Source organism: Shinella zoogloeoides, from assembly GCF_030733845.1.
In the GTDB taxonomy this organism is placed as follows: Bacteria; Pseudomonadota; Alphaproteobacteria; order Rhizobiales; family Rhizobiaceae; genus Shinella; species Shinella zoogloeoides_C.
The window spans coordinates 64,930-84,669 of record NZ_CP132311.1; the positions used below are offsets into that span (position 1 = coordinate 64,930).

The window sequence follows — 19,740 nt, forward strand, 5'->3', positions numbered from 1 at the left end:
TCCGCGGGCCGGAAAAAAAGGACGACCCATCATGATCCGTTTCACGTTCCGCACCGCCGCTCTCGCCTCGGTTCTCGCGCTCGGCGCCTTCGCTGCCCATGCCGAGAACCCGATGGTCGGCGGCGCGCCGATGTATGAGGACAAGAACATCGTCGAGAACGCGGTCAACTCGAAGGACCACACGACGCTGGTCGCCGCGGTGAAGGCCGCCGGCCTTGTCGAGACGCTCTCGGGCGCCGGTCCCTTCACCGTCTTCGCGCCGACCAACGCCGCTTTCGACGCGCTGCCGGCCGGCACGGTCGATACGCTACTGAAGCCTGAAAGCAAGGACCAGCTCGTCAAGGTGCTGACCTGCCATGTCGTCGCAGCGGATGCCATGTCCGAGGCGATCGGCAAGATGATCAAGGACGATGGCGGCGCGCATCCGGTCAAGACCGTGGGCGGCTGCACGCTGACGGCCAAGATGGACGGGGACAAGATTACCCTGACCGACGAGACGGGCGGCGTCGCGACGGTGACGACTGCCGACGTCAAGCAGTCGAACGGCGTCATCCATGTCATCGACAAGGTTCTGCTGCCGAAGGCCTGATAACACCAAGGGTCAGACCTTCCAAAGCACTGGCCGCCGGCTCTGCCGGCGGCTTTTTATCGGGTGATCGCGGTGAGGATGGCGCTGCGCAGTTCGTCGAGGCCGCGGCCCTTTTCCGACGAGGTGGCAAGCACTTCGGGATAGGCGGCGGGACGCTTGGCGATCTTTTGCAGCGTTTCGTCGAGAAGACGCGGCACGCCAGCATCCTTGATCTTGTCGGTCTTGGTCAGCACGATCTGGTAGGAGACGGCCGCCTTGTCGAGCAGCGCGAAGACCTCCTCGTCGTTCTTCTTGATGCCATGGCGGCTGTCGATCAGCACATAGACGCGCTTCAGCGTAGAGCGGCCGCGCAGGTAGTCGAAGACGAGCTTCGTCCAGGCGTCGACCTGTTCCTTCGGTGCCTGCGCATAGCCGTAGCCGGGCATATCGACCAGCGCCATCGGCGGCAGGTCGTCCTGCGCGCCGGAAAAACCGTCGGGAACGAAATAGTTGAGTTCTTGCGTGCGGCCGGGAGTGTTGGAGGTGCGCGCCAGGCCCCTGTGGCCGACCAGCGCGTTGATCAGCGACGACTTCCCGACATTCGAGCGCCCGGCGAACGCGATCTCCGGGGGGCCTTCCGGCGGCAGGAACTTCATGGCGGGCACGCCGCGGATGAAGATCCACGGCCTGCCGAACAGCGGCTTGTCGTCCGGTGTCGTCGTCTCGGTCATAGGTGAGGCCTTTGTTGTTAGGCTCCCCGCTTCCGGGTTTTGGCCGCGAAAGTCAAGCGCGGCGCTGGCGCCAGAGCTCGACGCCGAGATAGCACAGGAGGGCCGCGAGCACGATGACGCCGCCGATCACGGTCCTGATCCCAGGTACCTCGCCATGGATGAGCGCGACCCAGAACGGGGCCAGCACGGTCTCGGCGGTGCCGAGAAGAGCGGCCAGCGCCGACGGGATGAGCCGGGCGCCGGTGACGAATAGCGCAAGCCCGAGGCCGAAATTCAGCGCGCCGAAGACGACGAGGACACCGAGTTCCTGCGCGGACACGGCAAAGCCCGAGGCCTGGCTTGCCGCCGTCGCGGCGGCTATGACGGTGCCGAGAAAGACGGCGGGCGTCATGCGCACATGCGCGAAGCGCCGGGTGATGATCGTCGCGGTGGCAAAGGCGAACGCGATGAGGAGGGCGAGCGCGTCGCCCATCGGCGAGACGCCGCCGCCGAGCGATTCCGACACCATGATGGCCACGCCGCCAATCACCGCGGCGATGGCGATCCAGGTATGGACGGCAACCTTTTCGCGGAAGAGCAGCCACGCCATCAACGCCGCGATCAGCGGCACGCCGGCCTGGATCAGCACGACATTGGCGACGGTCGTATAGGCAATGGCAAGGATGAAGGACGTGGAGGCGGTGGCGAAGCACACGCCGACGGCGAGGCCGGCAAGGCCTATGCCCCTGAAGAGCTGGATCGTGCCGCGCGGGCCGTCACGCAGCAGCATGAAGCCGAGCAGAAAGAGGGCGGCGAAGAGCGAGCGCCAGAAGACCACGGTCCAGCCGTCCTCGATGGCGAGGAACCGGGCGATCGTGCCGCCGAAACTCCAAACGATGGCGGAGCCGAGCACAAGGGCGGCGCCATAGCCTTGCCCCCGGCTTTCCGGGAGGGTGGGCGTGAGCGGAAGCGTCGAAGCGGACATGGAAGCGCTCGCAGGGCAGGATCGAAGGCGAGCATGACAGCAGCGCGCCCGTTTCGCTTCCATGCCAGCGACGAAGCGCTGTCGCAAGCGCGACGGACGGAAAGTTCAGGGCAAAAGAAAACCCCGGCGCGAGGCCGGGGTTTCTGCTTGTCTTGCCTGACGCGCCGTCAGGATGGTTTGGGCTTGTTGCCGAACAGGCCCTTCAGATTGTCGAAGAGCTCGATCTTCACGCCGTGGCGCTTCATGATGATGCCCTGCTGGATGATCGACAGCGTGTTGTTCCAGGCCCAGTAGATCACGAGGCCGGCCGGGAAGGTCGCCAGCATGAAGGTGAAGACCAGCGGCATCCAGGTGAAGATCATCGCCTGGGTCGGATCGGGCGGTGTCGGGTTCATGCGCATCTGAAGGAACATCGTGATGCCCATGACGATTGGCCAGACGCCGATCATCAGGAAGTGCGGCACGTCGTAGGGAAGCAGGCCGAACAGGTTGAACAGCGACGTCGGATCGGGCGCGGAAAGGTCCCGGATCCAGCCGAAGAACGGCGCGTGGCGCATTTCGATCGTGACGTAGATCACCTTGTAGAGCGCGAAGAAGACGGGAATCTGCAGGAGGATCGGCCAGCAACCCGCGAGCGGATTGATCTTCTCTTCCTTGTAGAGCTGCATCATCGCCTGCTGCAGCGCCATGCGGTCGTCGCCGTGCTTGGCCTTCAGCTCCTCCATCTTCGGCTGCATCTTCTTCATGTTCGCCATGGAGGCGTACTGCTTGTTGGCAAGCGGGAAGAACAGGCCCTTGACGACGATCGTGGTGATCAGGATCGCGATGCCGAAATTGCCGAAGTAGCGGTAGAAGAAGTCCATCAACTGGAACATCGGCTTGGTGAAGAACCAGAACCAGCCCCAGTCGATCATCAGGTCGAACTGCGGAATGGCATAGGCCGTCTCGTACTGGTCGATGATCGGCACTTCCTTGGCGCCGCCGAAGAACAGGTTCTTGACCTCGATCGTCTGGCCCGGCGCGATGGAGACGTCGTCCTGGCGATAATCCGCCTGGTAACGCGGACGGCCGTCCTTGAAGTAGGAGAAGCGCGTCTCGTAGGGCGTCGCCTGCGGCGGCACCAGCGCGGTCGCCCAGTACTTGTCGGTGATGCCGAGCCAGCCGCCGGTCGCCTTGCCGGGCGCGACGGTCGTGTCGTCCTCGGTCGTGGTATACTTCACCTCGTGCAGGCCGAGATCGCCGAGCACGCCGATGAAGCCTTCATGCAGCACGTAGACGGACGGATCGGTGGGCTTGAAGAAGCGTGTCGCGCGGCCGTAGGGCGACAGGGCGACCGCTGCGTCCGTGCGGTTCTCGATGCTGTCGCTGATCGTGAACATGTAATGTTCGTCGACCGAGATCGTGCGGGTGAAGGTGATGTTCTTGTCGTTGGTGAAGGTGAGTTTCACCGGGGTCGTCTGCGTCAGCTTGCCGGCGCCGTCCTGCGTCCAGACGGTCTGCGGGCCCGGAACGGTGCCGGTCGCATCGCTGCCGACATAACCGACTTCGGCGAAATAGCCGTGTTCGGTCTCGGCGGGGCTGAGCAGGGTGATGATCGGGCTCGTCTTGTCGACGGTCTCGTGGAATTCCTTCAGCTTCAGGTCATCGAAGCGGGCGCCCGTCAGGCTGATGGAGCCGGAGAGCGACGGCGTGTCGATCTCGATGCGCGAAGACCTTGCAAGGGCGGTCTCGCGCGTCTCGGTCGTGGCGGTCGTTGCCGCGCCGCCCGGTAGCGCGCCGTTCGTGCCGGTCGCCGTCGTCGTGGTGGTCGTGCCGCCGGATGTCGTCGTCTGCTGGGTCTGGGCGGCCTGCTGCGCTTCGAGCGCGGCACGGTCCTTCTCCAGCTTGGGGTTCACATAGAGGAACTGCCAGGCAACGAGGATCAGCACGGACAGCGCGATCGCCACGAAATAATTGCGGTTTTTTTCCATCACTCTTTCCCGGGAGCAGCAGGGCGCTGCTGCTTCTGTTTCTGCCTTGTCGCGATCCTGTCCTTGAGGCCGGCTTCAAGGGATTTGAAGGGCGCGCTCAACACGTCCCGTCTGGCGACAACCACATAGTCGTGTCCGGGCTCCATTGCAAACCCGGCCGATAGCCGCACCGCCTCTTTCAGGCGTCGGCGCATGCGATTTCGTTCCACGGCATTGCCGTGCTTCTTGGTAACGGTGAAGCCGACGCGGGGCGCTTCGTCCGGCATCTGCCGGTCGCGCACTTCGAGAAGGAACAGTGGTCCCCGGCGCTTCTCGCCCTCGCGCACAAAAAGAAACTGCGGACGGCTTTTCAGCCGTCCGACAGCAGATTGTCTAACAGTCTTCGTCATTGCCCGTCGCCTCTGTTCCGGGCAGGCACGGCCTTAGGCCGAGAGACGTGCGCGGCCGCGGGCGCGACGAGCGGACAGGACCTTGCGGCCGCCCTTCGTTGCCATGCGGGCACGGAAACCGTGACGACGCTTGCGAACAAGCTTGGAGGGTTGGTAGGTACGCTTCGACATTTATTTAATACCGCGGTGTGCGGCCCTTCTTGGATTTGCGATACGCAAGGAGCGTTCAAAGTCCGGCACGGCCCGACCCTCGCGGGAAGGCAGTTTTCCAGACGTGCGCGGCTTATAAGGGTAAAGCCGGTCAAAAGTCAATTGCAGGCAGGCACCGATCCGAACTGTCGCAATCGTTAACGGATTTGCTGCCATAGGTTGTGATTCGGTTGAATTTTGGCATTTCTGTGTCACGTAAGGTAATCTGCGCGCCCTGAATTTCCGGCAATCCGACATCGATTAAATATTAGTGAAGGTGAATGCTGCCAATATTCGGGCGGTTGCATCAAAATCTAGTTAACCTTTAGCGTTTACCGTCCCTATCAAAGGGTGAGGTGGATCGTGCCGTCTTGCCGGCGTGTGTCCTGTGGCTTTGGAGCGTGACGTGAAGATACGTGGCAAGATCTACCTTATCGTGGGGGTGATGGGCTTCATCTCCGTCCTCATCGGCGCCATCGCGGTCCACGTCGTCTCCGAATTCAGCGAAAAGCTCCATCAGTACGAGAACGCCGCCGACCGCGCCTTCCTCGGCGAGCACCTGAACCGCCAGGTCACCGCCGTCGTCATGGAAGCGCGGGGCATCTATGCGTCCAAGGACATGGAAGGCGCCAAGAAGTTCGCTGCGGGCATCGCCAAGGAACTCGACGGCATCGACAAGACGCTGAACGAATGGCGCCCGCTGGTGCCGGATGAGCAGAAGGCCGCCTTCGACGCAGTCGTGACGCGCTCGGCCGAATTCCGCACCTTCCGCACGGAGACCGCCCGCCTCGGCACCACGGTCTCGATCGCCGCCGCCAACGAGCAGGGCAACAACGAAGGCAACCGCGCCAACCGCAAGGCCTTCCAGAAGGAAATCGATGCCGTCGTCGAGACGGACAACCAGAACCTCACCGCGATCAAGGACGATATCGCGGCCTTCGAAACGCTGATGCTGACGCTGGTGCTCGGCACGGTCGGCGCCGGCCTCATGCTGGGCGGCGGCGTTGCCTTCTACATCGCGACCAACGAACTCAGCCGGCCGATCCAGAATGTCACCGACACGATGAAGCGCCTTGCCGGCGGCGACCTCGAGACGGAAGTGCCCTATGCCGGCCGCAAGGACGAGATCGGCGAAATGGCCGGCGCCGTCGCGGTCTTCCGCCAGAACGCCATCACCGTGCGCGATCTAAACGCCCAGGAGCAGATCCTGCGCGAGAAGAGCGCCGACCTTCAGTCCTCCATCGCCACCGTCGTCCATGCGGCGGCGGCTGGCGACTTCTCCTCGCGCATCACCAAGGACTACCAGAACGAGGACCTCAACCGCTTCGCCCGCAGCGTCAACGAGCTCGTCGCCGGCGTCGAGGAAGGCATTGCCGAAACCCGCCGCGTCATCGGCGCGCTCGCGGAAGGCGACCTGACGCAGAGCATGGACGGCAGCTTCCGCGGCGCCTTCGCCGAACTGCAGCAGAACGTCAACACGACGCTCGCCACGCTCCAGCGCACGATGCGCGAGGTGCGCGCCTCGACGGACGCCATCAACGCCAATTCCGGCGAACTGCGCACGGCTTCCGACGATCTGTCCAAGCGCACCGAGCAGCAGGCTGCGGCGCTGGAGGAGACATCGGCCGCATTGGACGAGATCACCGTCGCCGTCAGGAATTCCACGGAGCGCGCCAACGAGGCGAGCGTCATGGTGAACGAGGCGACGCAGAGCGCCAAGCAGTCCGGCGCCATCGTGCGCAATGCCATCGACGCGATGGGCCGCATCGAGCAGGCCTCCAGCGAGATCAGCCAGATCATCTCCGTCATCGACGAGATCGCCTTCCAGACCAATCTTCTGGCATTGAACGCCGGCGTCGAGGCGGCGCGGGCGGGCGAGGCCGGCAAGGGCTTTGCCGTCGTGGCGCAGGAAGTGCGCGAGCTCGCCCAGCGCGCCGCAAGCGCCGCAAAGGACATCAAAGGCCTCATCACCAAGTCGGGCAGCGAGGTTTCCGTCGGCGTCAAATACGTGCAGGAGACCGGCACCGCGCTTTCCGACATCGAAAGCCGCGTCGTCACCATCAACGATCGCATCCACGCGATCGCCACGGCCGCCCGCGAGCAGGCGACCGGCCTTCAGGAAGTCAGTACCGCCATCAACCAGATGGACCAGGTGACCCAGCACAATGCCGCCATGGTGGAGGAGACCTCGGCCGCCACGCACAAGCTGAAGGGCGAGGCGGACGGCCTTGCCGATCTGGTCGCGCGCTTCCGCACCGGCGATACCGCGCAGCGCCTCGCCGCCGTGCGCGCCGAAACCCGGCCCGTCGAATCGCCGGCGCGCCGCATGATGGGCAATGTCGCCCGCGCCTTCGGCGGCAGCCGCGCCGCCACCGCAACGACAGCCCAGGAGAGCTGGGAAGAGTTCTGATCCAAGGCGAACGGTTCGAGCAGGCGCGGCGGTCCCCGGATCGCCGCGTCTTGCTTTTTGCGCGGCGTTGGAAAAATTGCCGCAATCTCCTATAATTGGCTGTCGGCTGTGGCCGGAGCGGGTCGCCGATGCTTCGCCGCGAAGTCGAGATGTCCGGGAGTTGAGAGATGGTGGACAAAGACGGGGCGCCGTCCTTGACCGAAACGCCGGTGCCGGCGGTCGGCTTCCTGTCCGGTCTCTCGGGCAGGCTCCTGCTGCTCACCGCCGTCTTCGTCCTGATCGCCGAGGTGCTGATCTTCGTGCCCTCGATCGCCAACATGCGCCTGATGTGGCTGCGTGACCGGCTCAACATCGCCGCCGCCGCCAGCGTCGTCATCGAGGGCCTGCCCGACCAGGAATTGCCACGCAACGTGCAAGTGGAAACGCTGCTGGCGACCGGCGCCAAGGCCATCGTGCTGAAGAAGGCGGATGCCTCGCGCATGGTCGCCGCCGTCGACATGCCGCCGAGCGTCGATGCGCAATACGACCTTTCCGATGTCTCGACGCTCGCCTCGGTCTACGATGCGTTCGATACGCTGATGTTCGGCGGCGACCGCATCATCCGCGTCTATGGGCCGGTCGGCGAAACGACGACGCGCATCGAACTCCTGCTCGACGAACACGCGCTGCGCCGCGCCATGTTGCGCGCCGCACGCAACGTCTTCATCCTCTCGATGATCATCTCGCTGGCGACGGCAGGCCCGATCTTCTTCGCGCTCAATCGCCTGCTGATCCGCCCGATGCGCCGCATGACGGCGAACATCCAGGAATTTGCCGCCGACCCTTCCAATCCGGCGCGCGTGCTGGAACCCTCGGGCGGGCGCGACGAGATCGCCGTTGCCGGCATCCATCTCGCCGCCATGCAGCAGACCTTGCAGCGCACGCTGAAGGAACAGAAGAACCTCGCCGATCTCGGCCTCGCCGTGTCGAAAATCAACCACGACATGCGCAACATCCTCTCCTCCGCCCAGCTCATGTCCGACCGCCTTTCCGACGTCGACGACCCGGTGGTCAAGCGCGTCGCGCCGAAGCTGCTGCGCAGCATCGACCGGGCGGTGGGCTATACGAACGAGGTGCTTTCCTATGGCCGCATGCGCGAGCCGGAGCCGCGCCGCCGCTTCGTGGCGCTACGCCCGCTGGTGCTGGAGGTCTCCGAAGTGCTGGCGCTCGATACGCGCGGCGAGATCGACTTCGTGCTGCAGGTCGAGCCCGGCCTCGAGGTCGATGCGGATGGCGAGCAGCTCTTCCGCGTCATCCACAATCTCTGCCGCAACGCCGTCGAGGCGCTGTTGCAGGATGTCGGCATCCAGCGGCGCACCGTTCTGGTGACGGGCCTTCGCACCGGCAGCGTCGTCTCCATCGCCATCGACGACAACGGCCCCGGCATGCCCGCCAAGGCGCAGGAAAACCTCTTTGCCGCCTTCCGCGGCTCCGTGCGCTCCGGCGGCACCGGCCTCGGCCTTGCCATCGCCCGCGAACTGGTGCTCGCCCATGGCGGCACGATCGCGCTCGTGGAAAAGGCGACGCCCGGCACGCTGTTCCGCATCGAGCTGCCGGACCGCCCCGTCCCCCTCGACGCCTTCCGCCACCGCGCCTGATGCAGGCAGGCCCCGGCCGGATGTGACGGCTCGATGAAAAAAGTACATTTTTTCTCAGAAAGGCGCTTGCAATAAACCCGTCTACCCTTTAGGAACCGCCTCGCAGCCGGGCACAACGTCCCGCCACTGCCAGCGCACCCGTAGCTCAGCTGGATAGAGCACCAGACTACGAATCTGGGGGTCAGGAGTTCGAATCTCTTCGGGTGCGCCATTTTCAATGCATTGTTTTGGCATGTATTTTCACTTCCGATGCGGGACAAAACCAGGACTCGCCTGGTGATTGTTCGACGAGCCGCGCGCAAATCGGCCAGGTGGCTGGCCAACATGCCGGCTGAAGGCCGTGCTGAACGTGCTGGCCGATCCGTAACCGACGCGCTCGGCGACTTCAGCGATTTCGATGTCCTGTCGGCGAAGAAGGTCTTTTGCCAGCGCCATCCGCCACGACAGCAAATATTCCATGGGCGGCACCCCGACGTTGCGCGCGAAGCGGTCAAAAAAAGCAGAGCGAGATAACGCAGCCTGTTTGGCCAGATCGGCCATTGTCCACGGACGTGCCGGATTGGCGTGCATCTGTCTGATAGCTTCCGCCAGCCGAGCATCGCCGAGCCCTCGCAGCAATCCCGCGGGAGCGTCGGATGCCTGTGTAAGCCTCAATGCTTCCAACAGCAAAATCTCGACGAGCCGGTCAAGCACCAGTGTGCGCCCCGATCGATCCGATGAAGCTTCGTCGATCAAAAGCCGGACCAGTGTCGATAGTCGCTCGACGCCGTAAACATGAATCTGCTCTGGCAGCAGCGACAGGAGGAGACCAGAATCCTCGCCGCCAAAAAGAAAGTAGCCGCCCATAATGCGAACGCTTGGCGGGCCGTCCTGCCGGCCGTGGCGGACCTCGCCGGTCGCGTTCGCTGCAACGTGCGGATCAATGAATTCCGGCGTGACCTGCTCAAAGCCGGACATAGTGAAGCCGGGCGTAGTTGGCAGGAGAACAAAATCACCCGCGTTCAGGACCAGTTCCTTTTGACCATCGACAGCCAGACGGCAGGAGCCTTCGATCACGATGGCAAAGCTCGGATGGCCAAAATTGCTGTAGCGGACGCCCCATACTCCCGCACCGCTGATTCCTTTTGTAAAAACAGCGTGAGGACGGAGCAGGCCTATAACTTCAGAGAGCGGATCGATCATCTCTGGACTATTGCAAATAAATTGCGGACTTTCAATTGTATATAGTCCGAAGCATGCAGGTTAGGATGGAATTCATGGATATTTGAACAAGGAGATGAAGCCATGAAAACCATACTGATTACGGGCTGCTCGTCGGGCTACGGCCTTGAGACGGCTCGCTATTTTCTTTCAAAACAGTGGAACGTCATTGCGACGATGCGCACCCGGCGCGAGGGCATCCTGCCGCCCTCGGAAAACCTGCGCATCCTGCCCTTGGACGTAACGAATGATGCCAGCATCGCGACGGCGATCGAAGCCGCCGGTCCCATCGATGTGCTGGTCAACAACGCGGGCATCGGCGTCGTTGGCGCGTTCGAAGCAACACCCCTGTCTCACATCCGAAGGGTGTTCGATGCCAATACCTTCGGTGTCATGGCAATGACCCAGGCTGTCATTCCGCAGATGCGCGAGCGCCGGTCCGGCGTGATCATCAACGTGACGTCGAGCGCGACCCTGGCCCCCATGCCTTTGGCGGCAGCCTACACTGCCAGCAAGCAGGCTATCGAGGGCTTCACCGGCTCGCTCGCGCACGAGTTGGCGCACTTCAACATCCTGGCCAAGCTGGTGGAGCCCGGCTATGCGCCGACCACGCGGTTTGCCCAGAACACTGCCGTACGGGTAGAAGATCTCATTCCGGAGGCTTATGCCGCCTTCGCAGGTCCTGTCTTTGAGGCATTCGCTAAGCCGGCACTGACCACGAGGGAGATCGATGTTGCCGAAGCCGTATGGCGGGCAGTCAACGACACCACCGGTACGTTGCGCTTTCCAGCGGGACCGGACGCAGTAGCGCTTTCACGCACTGCGTAGCCAGGGCCCGCGCCGGCCTCAACGCATCGAGAGGTCGGCGCGAGGTTGTCAATTTTTTTGATTGTGGACGCCTCCGGCCGGGGTCAGGTCGTGGCGGCACTGGATATCGCTTTGGTCGGGGTTTGATTTGGCGTTCCCGATGGCCTCCGCCGTGGCGAATATGCCACGTCGCGCGGACTCCTCGTATGCCAAGGCTTCAAAACAATCCGCCGCTCGGCTAAGCAGGGATGAGCGGTGCGTGCACGGCACCGGCGAACACAGGGAAGCGGAAGGAAGCGGTACATGACGAGCCGCACGATGCCGCGCGTATTGCGTCGCGTGATCTTCGCCGGAATGCTGGTGCTGGCAGGCTGCGCCGGCCGGCCGGAAGGCGTTATGGTGCCGAGCGGCGAGGCGCCTCCCGGCGTCTCGACTGTCGACCTGCTTGTCGCCACGACCCGCGCCCCCTCCAGCCAGCCCGGCGTGCTCTTTTCGGGCGAGCGCGGCTCGCAGCTCGAAATGCGTGACATCGTCGTGTCGATCCCACCGGAGGGCAACCGCAAGGTCGGGCAGGTCCAGTGGCCGTCCAAGCTGCCGGCCGACCCGCTGAAGGATTTTACCACCGTCAGCGTCAACCAGGCCGACGGCGCGAAAGCCGGCCGCATCTGGCTCGACCGCAACTTGCCGAAGAGCCGGCGCGTGCTCGTTTTCGTGCATGGCTTTAACAATCGCTACGAGGACGCCGTCTACCGCTTCGCGCAGATCGTGCACGATTCGAAGACGGACGCCGCGCCGGTGATCTTCACCTGGCCGTCGCGCGCCAGCATCTTCGATTATTCCTACGACAAGGAAAGCACCAACTATTCGCGCGATGCTCTGGAAGAGCTGCTGCGGGCTGCCGTCGACACGCCCGAGGTCGGCGAAATCACCATCATGGCCCATTCCATGGGCACCTGGCTTGCGGTGGAGACGCTGCGCCAGATGGCGATCCGCGACGGGCGCGTGCCGAAGAAAATCCAGCAGGTCATTCTCGCCTCGCCCGATCTCGACGTCGACGTCTTTGGCCAGCAGTTGCGCGCCATCGGCAGGGAGACGAAAGACCGGCCGCAATTCACCCTGTTCGTCTCGCGCGACGACCGGGCGCTGACGCTGTCGCGCCGCATTTCCGGCAATGTCGACCGGCTCGGCCAGATCAATCCGGCGGAAGAACCCTATAGGTCGATGCTGGAAAAGCAGGGCATCACCGTACTCGACCTGACGGCGCTCAAATCCGGTGACCGGCTCAATCACGGCAAGTTCGCCGAAAGTCCCGAGGTCGTGCGCCTCATCGGCAACCGACTGATCGATGGCCAGGCGGTGACGGATTCGCAGGTCGGCCTCGGCGAGCGGCTCGGCGCCGTCGCGCTCGGCACGGCCCAGACGGTCGGTAGCGCCGCGAGCATCGCCGTCTCGACGCCCATCGCCATCTTCGATCCGGTGACGCGCAAGAATTACGACGATCAGTGGAGGCGCCTCGGCAACTCCGTCGAAGACACGACGATTACCGCAGCCGGGCGATAAAAAGGCGGCCGGAAGGCCGCCTTTTCCATCAACGGGCTGAGGCGTCAGCGCACCCAGATCACTTCGCGGCTGGTGCGGTCGACGAGAACCGGGCGCTGGTCGACATAGATGTAGCCGTAGCTCGGGTTCTCAGGCACTTCCACGATCTGCACGGTCTCCGGGATCACCACGCCGGCCTCGACCGGCCCTTCCAGCACCACCGGCTCCAGCGGGTGGCGCTCGACATAGGTGATCGTCGCCTCGGGAATGTCGGACGAGATGCTGGCCGTCGTCTCGACTTCCGGTGCGTAGATCACCTGGCGGCTATCCGTGCGCACGATGACCGGGCGGTTGTCGACATAGACATAGGCGAGGTCAGGGTGCTCGGGAATCGGCGTCAAAGTGACGGTTTCGTCGAAGCGGGTATCGGCTGTTACCTGTCCCTCAAGGACGACGGGCGGTGTCGGGTTCTGCATCACGTAGACGCGGGCGTCTTCGGGAACGGCCGCTTCCGCGCCGATGGCGAAGCCGGCGACGCCGCCGACGATGGCGCCGACAGGGCCGCCGACGACAGCGCCGGCAGCAGCACCCGCAGCGCCGCCTGCCGCGCCGCCGAGCGCTTCCTTGTCGCGGTCGTCAGCATGGGCGGCGGTGACGCCGATGAGTGCGAGGGCCGCACCGGCCATGAGAATCTTACGCATGTCTTTCTCCTTCGAAAATCGGGTTTCCCACCCCTTCGGCGGAGACAACGTCAGACGTCCCACTCGGTTCCGGCCGATCGGCGGCCGGGCATCACGATGTGTAACCGGCTTTAATCGCCCGGCTCAGGCGATTTCCGGATCGCGCCTTGCGATTTCATAGTCCTCGTTGTGCACCTGCAAGCCTTCTTCCGTCACCACGACGATACCGTAGGCGGCGGGCTCGTCGACCGACAGCGAGGCGTTCGGCATGTCGAAGGGCATGGGCTGCTGGTGCACCGGGCTCTTGAAGATCGAGAATGGAATGCCGCGATGCGAGCCGCCGATCGTGCGGTGTACATGGCCGGCGAAGATGTGGCGGACATTGCCGTGCCTCAGCACGAGATCGTAGAAGGCGTCCTCGTTGCCGAGGCGGATCGCGTCCATGCCGGTAAAGCCCGTCTTGTGCGGCGGATGGTGCATGAAGATGAGGACCGGCAGGCCGTCCGCGGTCGCGAGCGCCCGGTCGAGCCAGGCGAGGCGCCGTTCGCACAGATAGCCGGCATGGCTCAGTGGGTAGTCGTAGGGCGGGGCGAAGAGCGTATCGAGCAGCACGACGCGGCAATCGGGAAAGTCGATCGCCTGCTGCACGAAGCCGTCCGCGTCCGGCGTCACATGGGAAAAGGTTTCGAGGAAACGGTCGCGGTAGTCGTGGTTGCCGATGGTGATGGCGGCGGGGGGCACGAGCAGCGACAGGAGGCCGCGCAGGCGCTCGTAGGACAGCGTGTCGGCGCGGTGCGTCAGGTCGCCGGTGAAGATCACCCGGTCCGCATCGGCATGGTAGCGATTGACGTGCTCGATGCCGGCCAGCAGGCGCTGGTACGGGTCGAGGCCGATGATCGTCATGCCCTCGGGCACCATGTGCAGATCGGTGAAGACAATTAGCTTGGTCATGGAAATGTCTCGTGGCGGGAGGAAAATACGGCGTGCGGGGTTTGCGCTTCGGGACTATTTTCGTAGCGCGCAAACCTGTCGCATGAAAAGCAGTTGGAACGCATGACGATCTGATATATCAGGGAGCCGAGAGCAGCCGGAAGGCCGGCGAGAACGGAGCATGTCGACATGAGATGGAAGCGTACGATCCAGTTGCTGGACGTTCATTGCGAAGGTGAAATCGGCAAGGTGGCGATCGGCGGCGTGCCGAAGATTCCCGGCAACACGATCGCCGAACAGCTCAACCACATCAATACGGTCGATGACAGCCTGCGCCGCTTCCTTTGCCTCGAGCCGCGCGCGGCCGCGACGGGCTCGGTCAACCTCTTGGTGCCGGCCAAGCGCCCGGAAGCCGATGCCGGCTTCATCATCCTGCAGGCCGACCAGGCGCATGCCTCTTCCGGCTCCAACTCGATCTGCGTCACCACAGCGCTGCTCGAATCGGGCATCGTCGAGATGAAGGAGCCGGAAACCGTCGTCGTGCTCGACACGGCGGCCGGCCTCGTCAAGGCGACGGCGACCTGCCGCGACGGACGCTGCGAGAAGGTGAAGCTCACCATGGTGCCCTCCTTCGTCGAGGCGCTGGACGTGGAAATCGACACGCCGCACTGGGGCCGCGTGCGCTTCGACATCTCCTATGGCGGCATCTTCTATGCGCTGGTCGATGTCGACCAGATCGGCACGAAGATCGAGAAGGGCAATGCCCGTGCGCTCGTCGATGCCGGCATGGCGCTGAAGGACCTCATCAACAAGTCGATGAAGATCGTGCATCCGGAAATCCCGGAAATCAATGGCATCGCCTATGTCATGTTCCGCGATCGCGATCCCGATGGCCTCGTGCGCACCGCTACCACCATGTGGCCGGGCCGCGTCGACCGCTCGCCCTGCGGCACCGGCAATTCCGCCAACCTCGCCACGCTGCATGCCCGCGGCCTTGCCAAGGTGGGCGATACGTTCCGTTCGCGTTCGATCATCGGCTCCGAATTCGAGGTGGGGCTCCAGGCCGAGACCATCGTTGCCGGCCGCAAGGCGATCATCCCCACCATCACCGGCCGCGGCTGGACCTTCGGCCTGCACCAGATCGCGCTCGACCCGACCGATCCCCTGGCGAACGGTTTCGCCATGACGGACACCTGGGGTCCGCAGGCCGGCGAGATCGTCTGATCCCGTCCGTGCCGGGAATTCACCTCCCGGCGTAATGCTTCTCGATGGCGCCGAGGGTGATCGGATCGATCTCCGCGTTTTCGGCGTCGTCGATCAGGTCGCGCTCGGCGAGCACGCGCTTGATGGCAAGGCGCGCATCGGCGGTAAGCTGCTCCGGCTGGTCGCGCAGGATCACTTCGAGGTCGACGTCGCGCATCCGGAAGGCGGCGACGAGGCTGTTCACCGCCTGCTCCACGTTCTTGACGATGCCGGTGCCACTCTGCTGCATCAGGCCGAGCTTAAGCTTGCCGTAGCTGTCGCCACGCTCGGCCGCCTTGCTGAAATAGCCGGCGGCGGCGGGAAGGTCCTGCGCGATGCCTTCGCCCGATTCCAGCATGAGGCCGAGATTGATCATGGCATCGACATTGCCGCCCTCGGCCGCAAGCCGGTAGAAGGCCGCCGCCCGCGCATTGTCCTCCGCGACAAGGCTGCCGTCGTCGAACAGCACGCCGAGATTGAAGGCGGCCGTCTCGTCGCCGCCTGCCGCCGCCTTGTCGAACCAGCGGGCGGCTTGCGCGCCGTCGATCTGCGTGCCGATGCCGTCGCGATAGGCGACGCCGAGATTGTAGGCGCCGAGCAGGTCGCCCAGTTCCGCCGCCTTCTTGTAGTGGTTGAATTCGCCGGCGGGGTCGCCGCGCTTGCCCAGCATGCCGCCATAGTTGACCATCGCCACCGTGTGGCCGAGGGCGGCGGCCTGCGCATAGAGCTTCATGGCTTCGAGGTCCTGGCCGGCGCGCTCCAGCGCACGGCCGAGCTGGAACGCCATGCGGGCGCCGCCATCGGCATTGTATGCCGCGCGGCAGGCCGAAAGCGCCGGGCCGATCTTGATGTCCTCCAGCGCCACCGGCGAAAAGCGCGTGTTGCGCGTCCGGTCGTAGCGGCTACCGGCGCTCGCGTCGCACTGGTACTGGATGGAAGGCGGGCTTGCGAACGCCCCGCCGGCGGCGCCGGAAAGAAGGACCGCGAAGAAAAGGGCGCGGCCAGCCGTCTTCATGTTTGTGGATCGCGTGATCATTTCCGTTTCCCTTCGTTGGATGGCCACACCTTAGACAAGGGGAAAAAGCCGGCTGTTTCCGCGGGAACAGAGCGGGCAGGGCGACGGGCGCATAAGGGATGCATGAGGGGAGGGCGCATGCGATTGACGCGCCGGCCCCGATCGGTTCAATTCCTCCGGCGGGCGATCCCGCGCGAAAGGTGTACGATGCAGACGTTCAACGCTCCCGGCCCGGTTTCCATCAGCCGCAGGCTCTTTCTTGCCGGCGGCGCGCTCGCGCTGACGGGGATCGGTATCCGCGCCACCCAGGCCAATTCGATCATCGGCAAGGCGGTCGAGATCACCGGCGACGTCACCCGCAAGCAGGCGGATCATCTGGAAGGGCTGAAGGCCGGCGCCAGCCTGATGGACCACGATTTCGTCGCGACCGGCAAGGAGAGCTTCGCCGAGCTTGCCCTCGGTGACGATACGAGCCTGCTCCTCGGCAGCGAGACGGAACTCCTCATCGACACCTTCATTGCCGGGCAGGGCGGAACGATCGAGCTCGGCACCGGCCAGATGGTCTTCGACCGGCCGGAGGGCCTTGCCAAGATCGACCTCACCGTGCGCACCGCCTTCGGCATGATTGGCGTGCGCGGCACGAAATTCTTCGCCGGCCCCAGCCGCGGCGTCTTCGGTGTCTTCGTCGAGCATGGGCTTGTCGAGGTTACCGGCGGCGGCGTGACGCGGCAGGTCGGCCGCGGGCAGGGCGTCGATACCGCATCGCCCGGCGCGGCGCCCAGCGAGGTCGCGCAGTGGGGCGATGCCCGTATCCGCGAGGCCTATGCCCGCGTCGGCATCCGTTAATCCAGGGTGAAAAGCTCCATCGTGCCGAAGCCGCGGATTTCGTGGCTGCCGATGGCGCGCAGCGTCCGGCTGGTTTGCCCGGCCGCGTGCGGGCCGATACAGATCTGGGTGCCCAGGAACTTGTTGGCATCCTGAAGCCGTGCCGCAAGGTTCACCGCGTCGCCATGGGCCGTGTAGTCGAGCTTGCCGCCGGCACCCACCTCCCCGAGCACCGCCATGCCCGTCTCGACGCCGATGCGGGTGCGCCCGAATTCCTTCTCGAAGAAGGCGGGCCGCCGGCGCATCTCCTCGGTCAGCATGCGGATCTCGTCGGCGCAGGCGAGCGCCTTGTCCACATGGCGGTCGAGATCGTCGGGTGCGTTGAAGAGCGCATGCACGGCATCGCCCACCACCTTGTCCACCATGCCGCCATGGCGCGCGACAAGGGCGTTCACCTCGGAGAAGTAGATATCGAGCAGCTTGACGAGATCGTGCGGGCCGATCTTCTGGGCGAGCGCGGAAAACCCTTCGATGTCGGTGAAGAGCGCCGTTACCTGCCGCTCCTCGCCGGCGACGCGGCCGAGGTCCGGATTGTCGATATAGCGCGAGACGACGGATTGCGGCAGGTATTGCGCAAAGCGCAGCCGCGCCGTGGCCTCGGCCCGCCGCACATGACCATATTGCAGGAGGCCGGTGACGAGCGCCGCCGTCGCCACGATGAGCGAGACGCCGACCGCATCGGACAGCAGCGCCGTGCGGGCATAGAGCAGCACCGAGGCGCCGAAGACGAGGCCGACGAGACCGATGCCGGCCACCGCCGCGCCGAGCGGGCGCAGCCGCGCCGCCGCAAAGGCCGCCGCGGCCCCGGCGAGGAAGGCGAAGCCCGCCTCGAACGGCAGGAGACCGAGATCGCGCCTCGGGATGTGATCGGTCAGGATCGCGTTCGCCATGTCGGCATGGATCTGCACGGAGGGTTCGAGCGGCATGGAGGCGCTGGTGCGCAGGCCGCCGAGATTGGGCAGGCTGCTGCCGATCAGCACGACCTTGCCGGTGATCCTGTCGGCCGGCACTTGCCCCGCCACGACATCCGCCGCGGAGAAGGTGCGCGCGCCGATCGCCGCCGCGCTGCTCGCCACGAAGCGCAGGCTGCCGTCTTCATCGAGCTGCAGGATGCGCGAATCGTGGCGCAGCCATGTGGGCGTGCCGCCCAGCATGGGCGTACGAGCGCCGGCGGCCAGCCGTGCCGCCTCGACGCCGAGCGCCGGATAGGCGGCGTTGCCGATGATGGCATAGGCCTGAACACGGCGCACGACCGCATCCTCGTCGCCGACGAGGAAGGCAGCGGCGGCGGCGGCGGACTTGTCCTGCAGGAAGGCGCAGGAGCTTTCCGTGCCCTCGATGAACCAGAGGTCCGGCACGGTGACCGGCCGCTGCAGGGCGAGCTTGGGCACTGGATGCGGAGCGCCGTCCAGCGTCTCGCCGATCAGGAAGCCGAGAATGGTCGGCACCTTGCCGATTGCGGCGGCAAGCGCGGCATTGGCCGGTTCTTCCGGCGCGCAATCGGTACTGAAGATGAAGTCGAAGGCGACGGCCGCCGGCTTGGCGGCTGCGAGCCGCTCGATCAGCTGTGCCGTCTGCGCGCGCGTCCATTCCTTGTTCTCGGCGCTCTGGAAGGCCTTGCGGTCGATGTCGACGACGACGATCCGGTCGCTTGTGGCTGCCGGAACCGCCTGCGTCAGGGCGTCGAAATAATATTCGCGCTGCTGCTCCAGCGCGCCCTCGCCAAGCACGAAGAGCGCCAGCGCCCCCGCAAGGCTCGCGACGAGGCCGGCGGCAAGGGGCCTGTATCTCTTGGCGATCAAGGCGGAAATGCTCTAGTCGTCATCGGGTTCGGCAATCGTGTAGAGCCGGCCGATATGGCAGTGGATGATGCCATCGCTGCGGCGGATGGCGCCGGCCTCCTCCAGCGCCAGGATCGACCGGTTGATCTTCGGCCGGCTCGCGCCGAGGATGCCGGCGATCTCGGTCTGGCTCAGCGAAAGCTGGAGATTGGCGCTGTCAGGCAGTTCCTCGCCATGGATGGTGCGCAGCGTCGCCAGGAAGAAGCGGGCGACGCGGGCGTCGAGATCGTAGAGCGCGATGGTCTCGAGCTGTTCGGTCGTCTCACGCAGCTTGGTGCAGAGATAGTGGATGATCGCCTGCGCGGCCGTAGGGTGGCGGGTGATGAGATCGAGGAAATCGCGCTTGGAGATGACGTAGCCTTCTGTCGCCACGGCGGCGGTGGCGTCGGCCGAGCGCGGCTGGCCGTCGAGGATCGCCATCTCGCCGAGCACCGAACCGGGTTCGAGCTGGCGCAGCGACAGTTCCTTGCCCTGCGGCGTGATGAGGGAAAGCTTGATGCGGCCGGAGACGAGCACGATGAGATAGGTGCCTTCGTCGCCACGCTGGAAGATCACGGTGCCGGCCGGCCATTTGCGAAAGGTCGCGATATCGGCGATCTCACCGATCGTTTCCTTGCTGAACCCCTCGAAAATCGGAAAAGAACGCCAGAACGCGGCACTCTTGTTGATCTCGTTCATATCCGGTTTCCCCCGGCCGCCGCTACAAGGGGCCGCTCGCGGGAAATCTTCGCCCAGCCGCCGGG

At 64.7% G+C, this 19,740-nt stretch carries 18 protein-coding genes and 1 tRNA gene; 8 read left to right on the plus strand and 11 right to left on the minus strand.

Features of this window, described 5'->3' with window-relative positions:
• Positions 1-31 precede the first annotated feature (31 nt).
• Positions 32-589 carry a fasciclin domain-containing protein gene (locus Q9316_RS01215; protein ID WP_306033450.1) on the plus strand — a complete coding sequence of 186 codons (558 nt, stop codon included), beginning with the start codon at positions 32-34 and terminating at the stop codon, positions 587-589.
• Positions 590-645: 56 nt separating this feature from the next.
• Here Q9316_RS01215 and yihA read toward each other — a convergent pair whose 3' ends face one another.
• The 5 genes from yihA to rpmH all read right to left on the minus strand — a co-directional run bounded on the left by yihA (position 646) and on the right by rpmH (position 4,793).
• A complete protein-coding gene (yihA, locus tag Q9316_RS01220; protein WP_306033451.1) occupies positions 646-1,299 on the minus strand; it encodes a ribosome biogenesis GTP-binding protein YihA/YsxC in 654 nt (217 codons plus the stop codon).
• Between the two features lie 52 nt (positions 1,300-1,351).
• Positions 1,352-2,263 carry a DMT family transporter gene (locus Q9316_RS01225; protein ID WP_306033452.1) on the minus strand — a complete coding sequence of 304 codons (912 nt, stop codon included), beginning with the start codon at positions 2,261-2,263 and terminating at the stop codon, positions 1,352-1,354.
• A gap of 167 nt (positions 2,264-2,430) precedes the next feature.
• Positions 2,431-4,233 (minus strand): membrane protein insertase YidC, encoded by a 1,803-nt coding sequence (gene yidC / locus Q9316_RS01230; protein ID WP_306033453.1) that lies wholly within the window; start codon positions 4,231-4,233, stop codon positions 2,431-2,433.
• Complete coding sequence (rnpA, locus tag Q9316_RS01235) at positions 4,233-4,622, minus strand: ribonuclease P protein component (RefSeq protein WP_306033454.1); 390 nt, start codon at positions 4,620-4,622, stop codon at positions 4,233-4,235. Before rnpA ends, yidC begins: the two co-directional genes overlap by 1 nt.
• 33 nt (positions 4,623-4,655) lie before the next feature.
• The gene (gene rpmH, locus Q9316_RS01240; protein ID WP_037405882.1) at positions 4,656-4,793 is read right to left on the minus strand and encodes a 50S ribosomal protein L34; all 138 of its coding nucleotides are present in this window, start codon (positions 4,791-4,793) and stop codon (positions 4,656-4,658) included.
• Between the two features lie 424 nt (positions 4,794-5,217).
• On the opposite strand from rpmH, the gene Q9316_RS01245 reads away from it, so the two are divergent.
• The 3 genes from Q9316_RS01245 (at position 5,218) to Q9316_RS01255 (ending at position 9,069) form a co-directional block, all read left to right on the plus strand.
• Positions 5,218-7,221: a methyl-accepting chemotaxis protein gene (locus Q9316_RS01245; protein ID WP_306033455.1), complete on the plus strand. Its 2,004-nt coding sequence runs from the start codon at positions 5,218-5,220 to the stop codon at positions 7,219-7,221.
• Positions 7,222-7,388: 167 nt separating this feature from the next.
• A complete protein-coding gene (locus tag Q9316_RS01250; RefSeq protein ID WP_306033456.1) occupies positions 7,389-8,858 on the plus strand; it encodes a sensor histidine kinase in 1,470 nt (489 codons plus the stop codon).
• Between the two features lie 134 nt (positions 8,859-8,992).
• A tRNA-Arg gene (locus Q9316_RS01255) sits at positions 8,993-9,069 on the plus strand.
• Between the two features lie 29 nt (positions 9,070-9,098).
• On the opposite strand, the gene Q9316_RS01260 is transcribed toward Q9316_RS01255, so the two are convergent.
• Complete coding sequence (locus Q9316_RS01260; RefSeq protein ID WP_306033457.1) at positions 9,099-10,040, minus strand: AraC family transcriptional regulator; 942 nt, start codon at positions 10,038-10,040, stop codon at positions 9,099-9,101.
• A gap of 102 nt (positions 10,041-10,142) precedes the next feature.
• On the opposite strand from Q9316_RS01260, the gene Q9316_RS01265 reads away from it, so the two are divergent.
• Positions 10,143-10,886 carry an SDR family oxidoreductase gene (locus Q9316_RS01265; RefSeq protein ID WP_306033458.1) on the plus strand — a complete coding sequence of 248 codons (744 nt, stop codon included), beginning with the start codon at positions 10,143-10,145 and terminating at the stop codon, positions 10,884-10,886.
• Positions 10,887-11,168: 282 nt separating this feature from the next.
• Positions 11,169-12,425, plus strand: a complete 1,257-nt coding sequence (locus Q9316_RS01270; RefSeq protein ID WP_306033459.1) for an alpha/beta hydrolase — start codon at positions 11,169-11,171, stop codon at positions 12,423-12,425.
• 44 nt (positions 12,426-12,469) lie between these two features.
• On the opposite strand, the gene Q9316_RS01275 is transcribed toward Q9316_RS01270, so the two are convergent.
• Both Q9316_RS01275 and spdA read right to left on the minus strand, forming a co-directional pair.
• Positions 12,470-13,105, minus strand: coding sequence for a DUF1236 domain-containing protein (locus Q9316_RS01275; protein WP_306033460.1), 636 nt, complete (start codon positions 13,103-13,105; stop codon positions 12,470-12,472).
• Positions 13,106-13,228: 123 nt separating this feature from the next.
• Positions 13,229-14,035: a 2', 3'cyclic nucleotide phosphodiesterase SpdA gene (spdA, locus tag Q9316_RS01280; protein ID WP_306033461.1), complete on the minus strand. Its 807-nt coding sequence runs from the start codon at positions 14,033-14,035 to the stop codon at positions 13,229-13,231.
• Positions 14,036-14,203: 168 nt separating this feature from the next.
• Here spdA and Q9316_RS01285 point away from each other — a divergent pair, with 168 nt between their 5' ends.
• A complete protein-coding gene (locus Q9316_RS01285; RefSeq protein WP_306033462.1) occupies positions 14,204-15,238 on the plus strand; it encodes a proline racemase family protein in 1,035 nt (344 codons plus the stop codon).
• A gap of 19 nt (positions 15,239-15,257) precedes the next feature.
• Here the strand turns inward: Q9316_RS01285 and Q9316_RS01290 are convergent, their stop codons facing one another.
• Positions 15,258-16,292 (minus strand): tetratricopeptide repeat protein, encoded by a 1,035-nt coding sequence (locus tag Q9316_RS01290; RefSeq protein ID WP_306033463.1) that lies wholly within the window; start codon positions 16,290-16,292, stop codon positions 15,258-15,260.
• A gap of 186 nt (positions 16,293-16,478) precedes the next feature.
• On the opposite strand from Q9316_RS01290, the gene Q9316_RS01295 reads away from it, so the two are divergent.
• Positions 16,479-17,117 carry a FecR family protein gene (locus tag Q9316_RS01295; protein WP_306033464.1) on the plus strand — a complete coding sequence of 213 codons (639 nt, stop codon included), beginning with the start codon at positions 16,479-16,481 and terminating at the stop codon, positions 17,115-17,117.
• On the opposite strand, the gene Q9316_RS01300 is transcribed toward Q9316_RS01295, so the two are convergent.
• Together Q9316_RS01300 and Q9316_RS01305 are read right to left on the minus strand one after the other, a co-directional pair.
• Entirely contained in the window at positions 17,114-18,955 is a 1,842-nt protein-coding gene (locus tag Q9316_RS01300; RefSeq protein ID WP_306035377.1) for a CHASE2 domain-containing protein, read from the minus strand. The two genes, Q9316_RS01295 and Q9316_RS01300, sit on opposite strands and share 4 nt — an antisense overlap.
• A 15-nt stretch (positions 18,956-18,970) precedes the next feature.
• A complete protein-coding gene (locus Q9316_RS01305) occupies positions 18,971-19,675 on the minus strand; it encodes a Crp/Fnr family transcriptional regulator (RefSeq protein WP_306033465.1) in 705 nt (234 codons plus the stop codon).
• Positions 19,676-19,740: the final 65 nt, after the last annotated feature.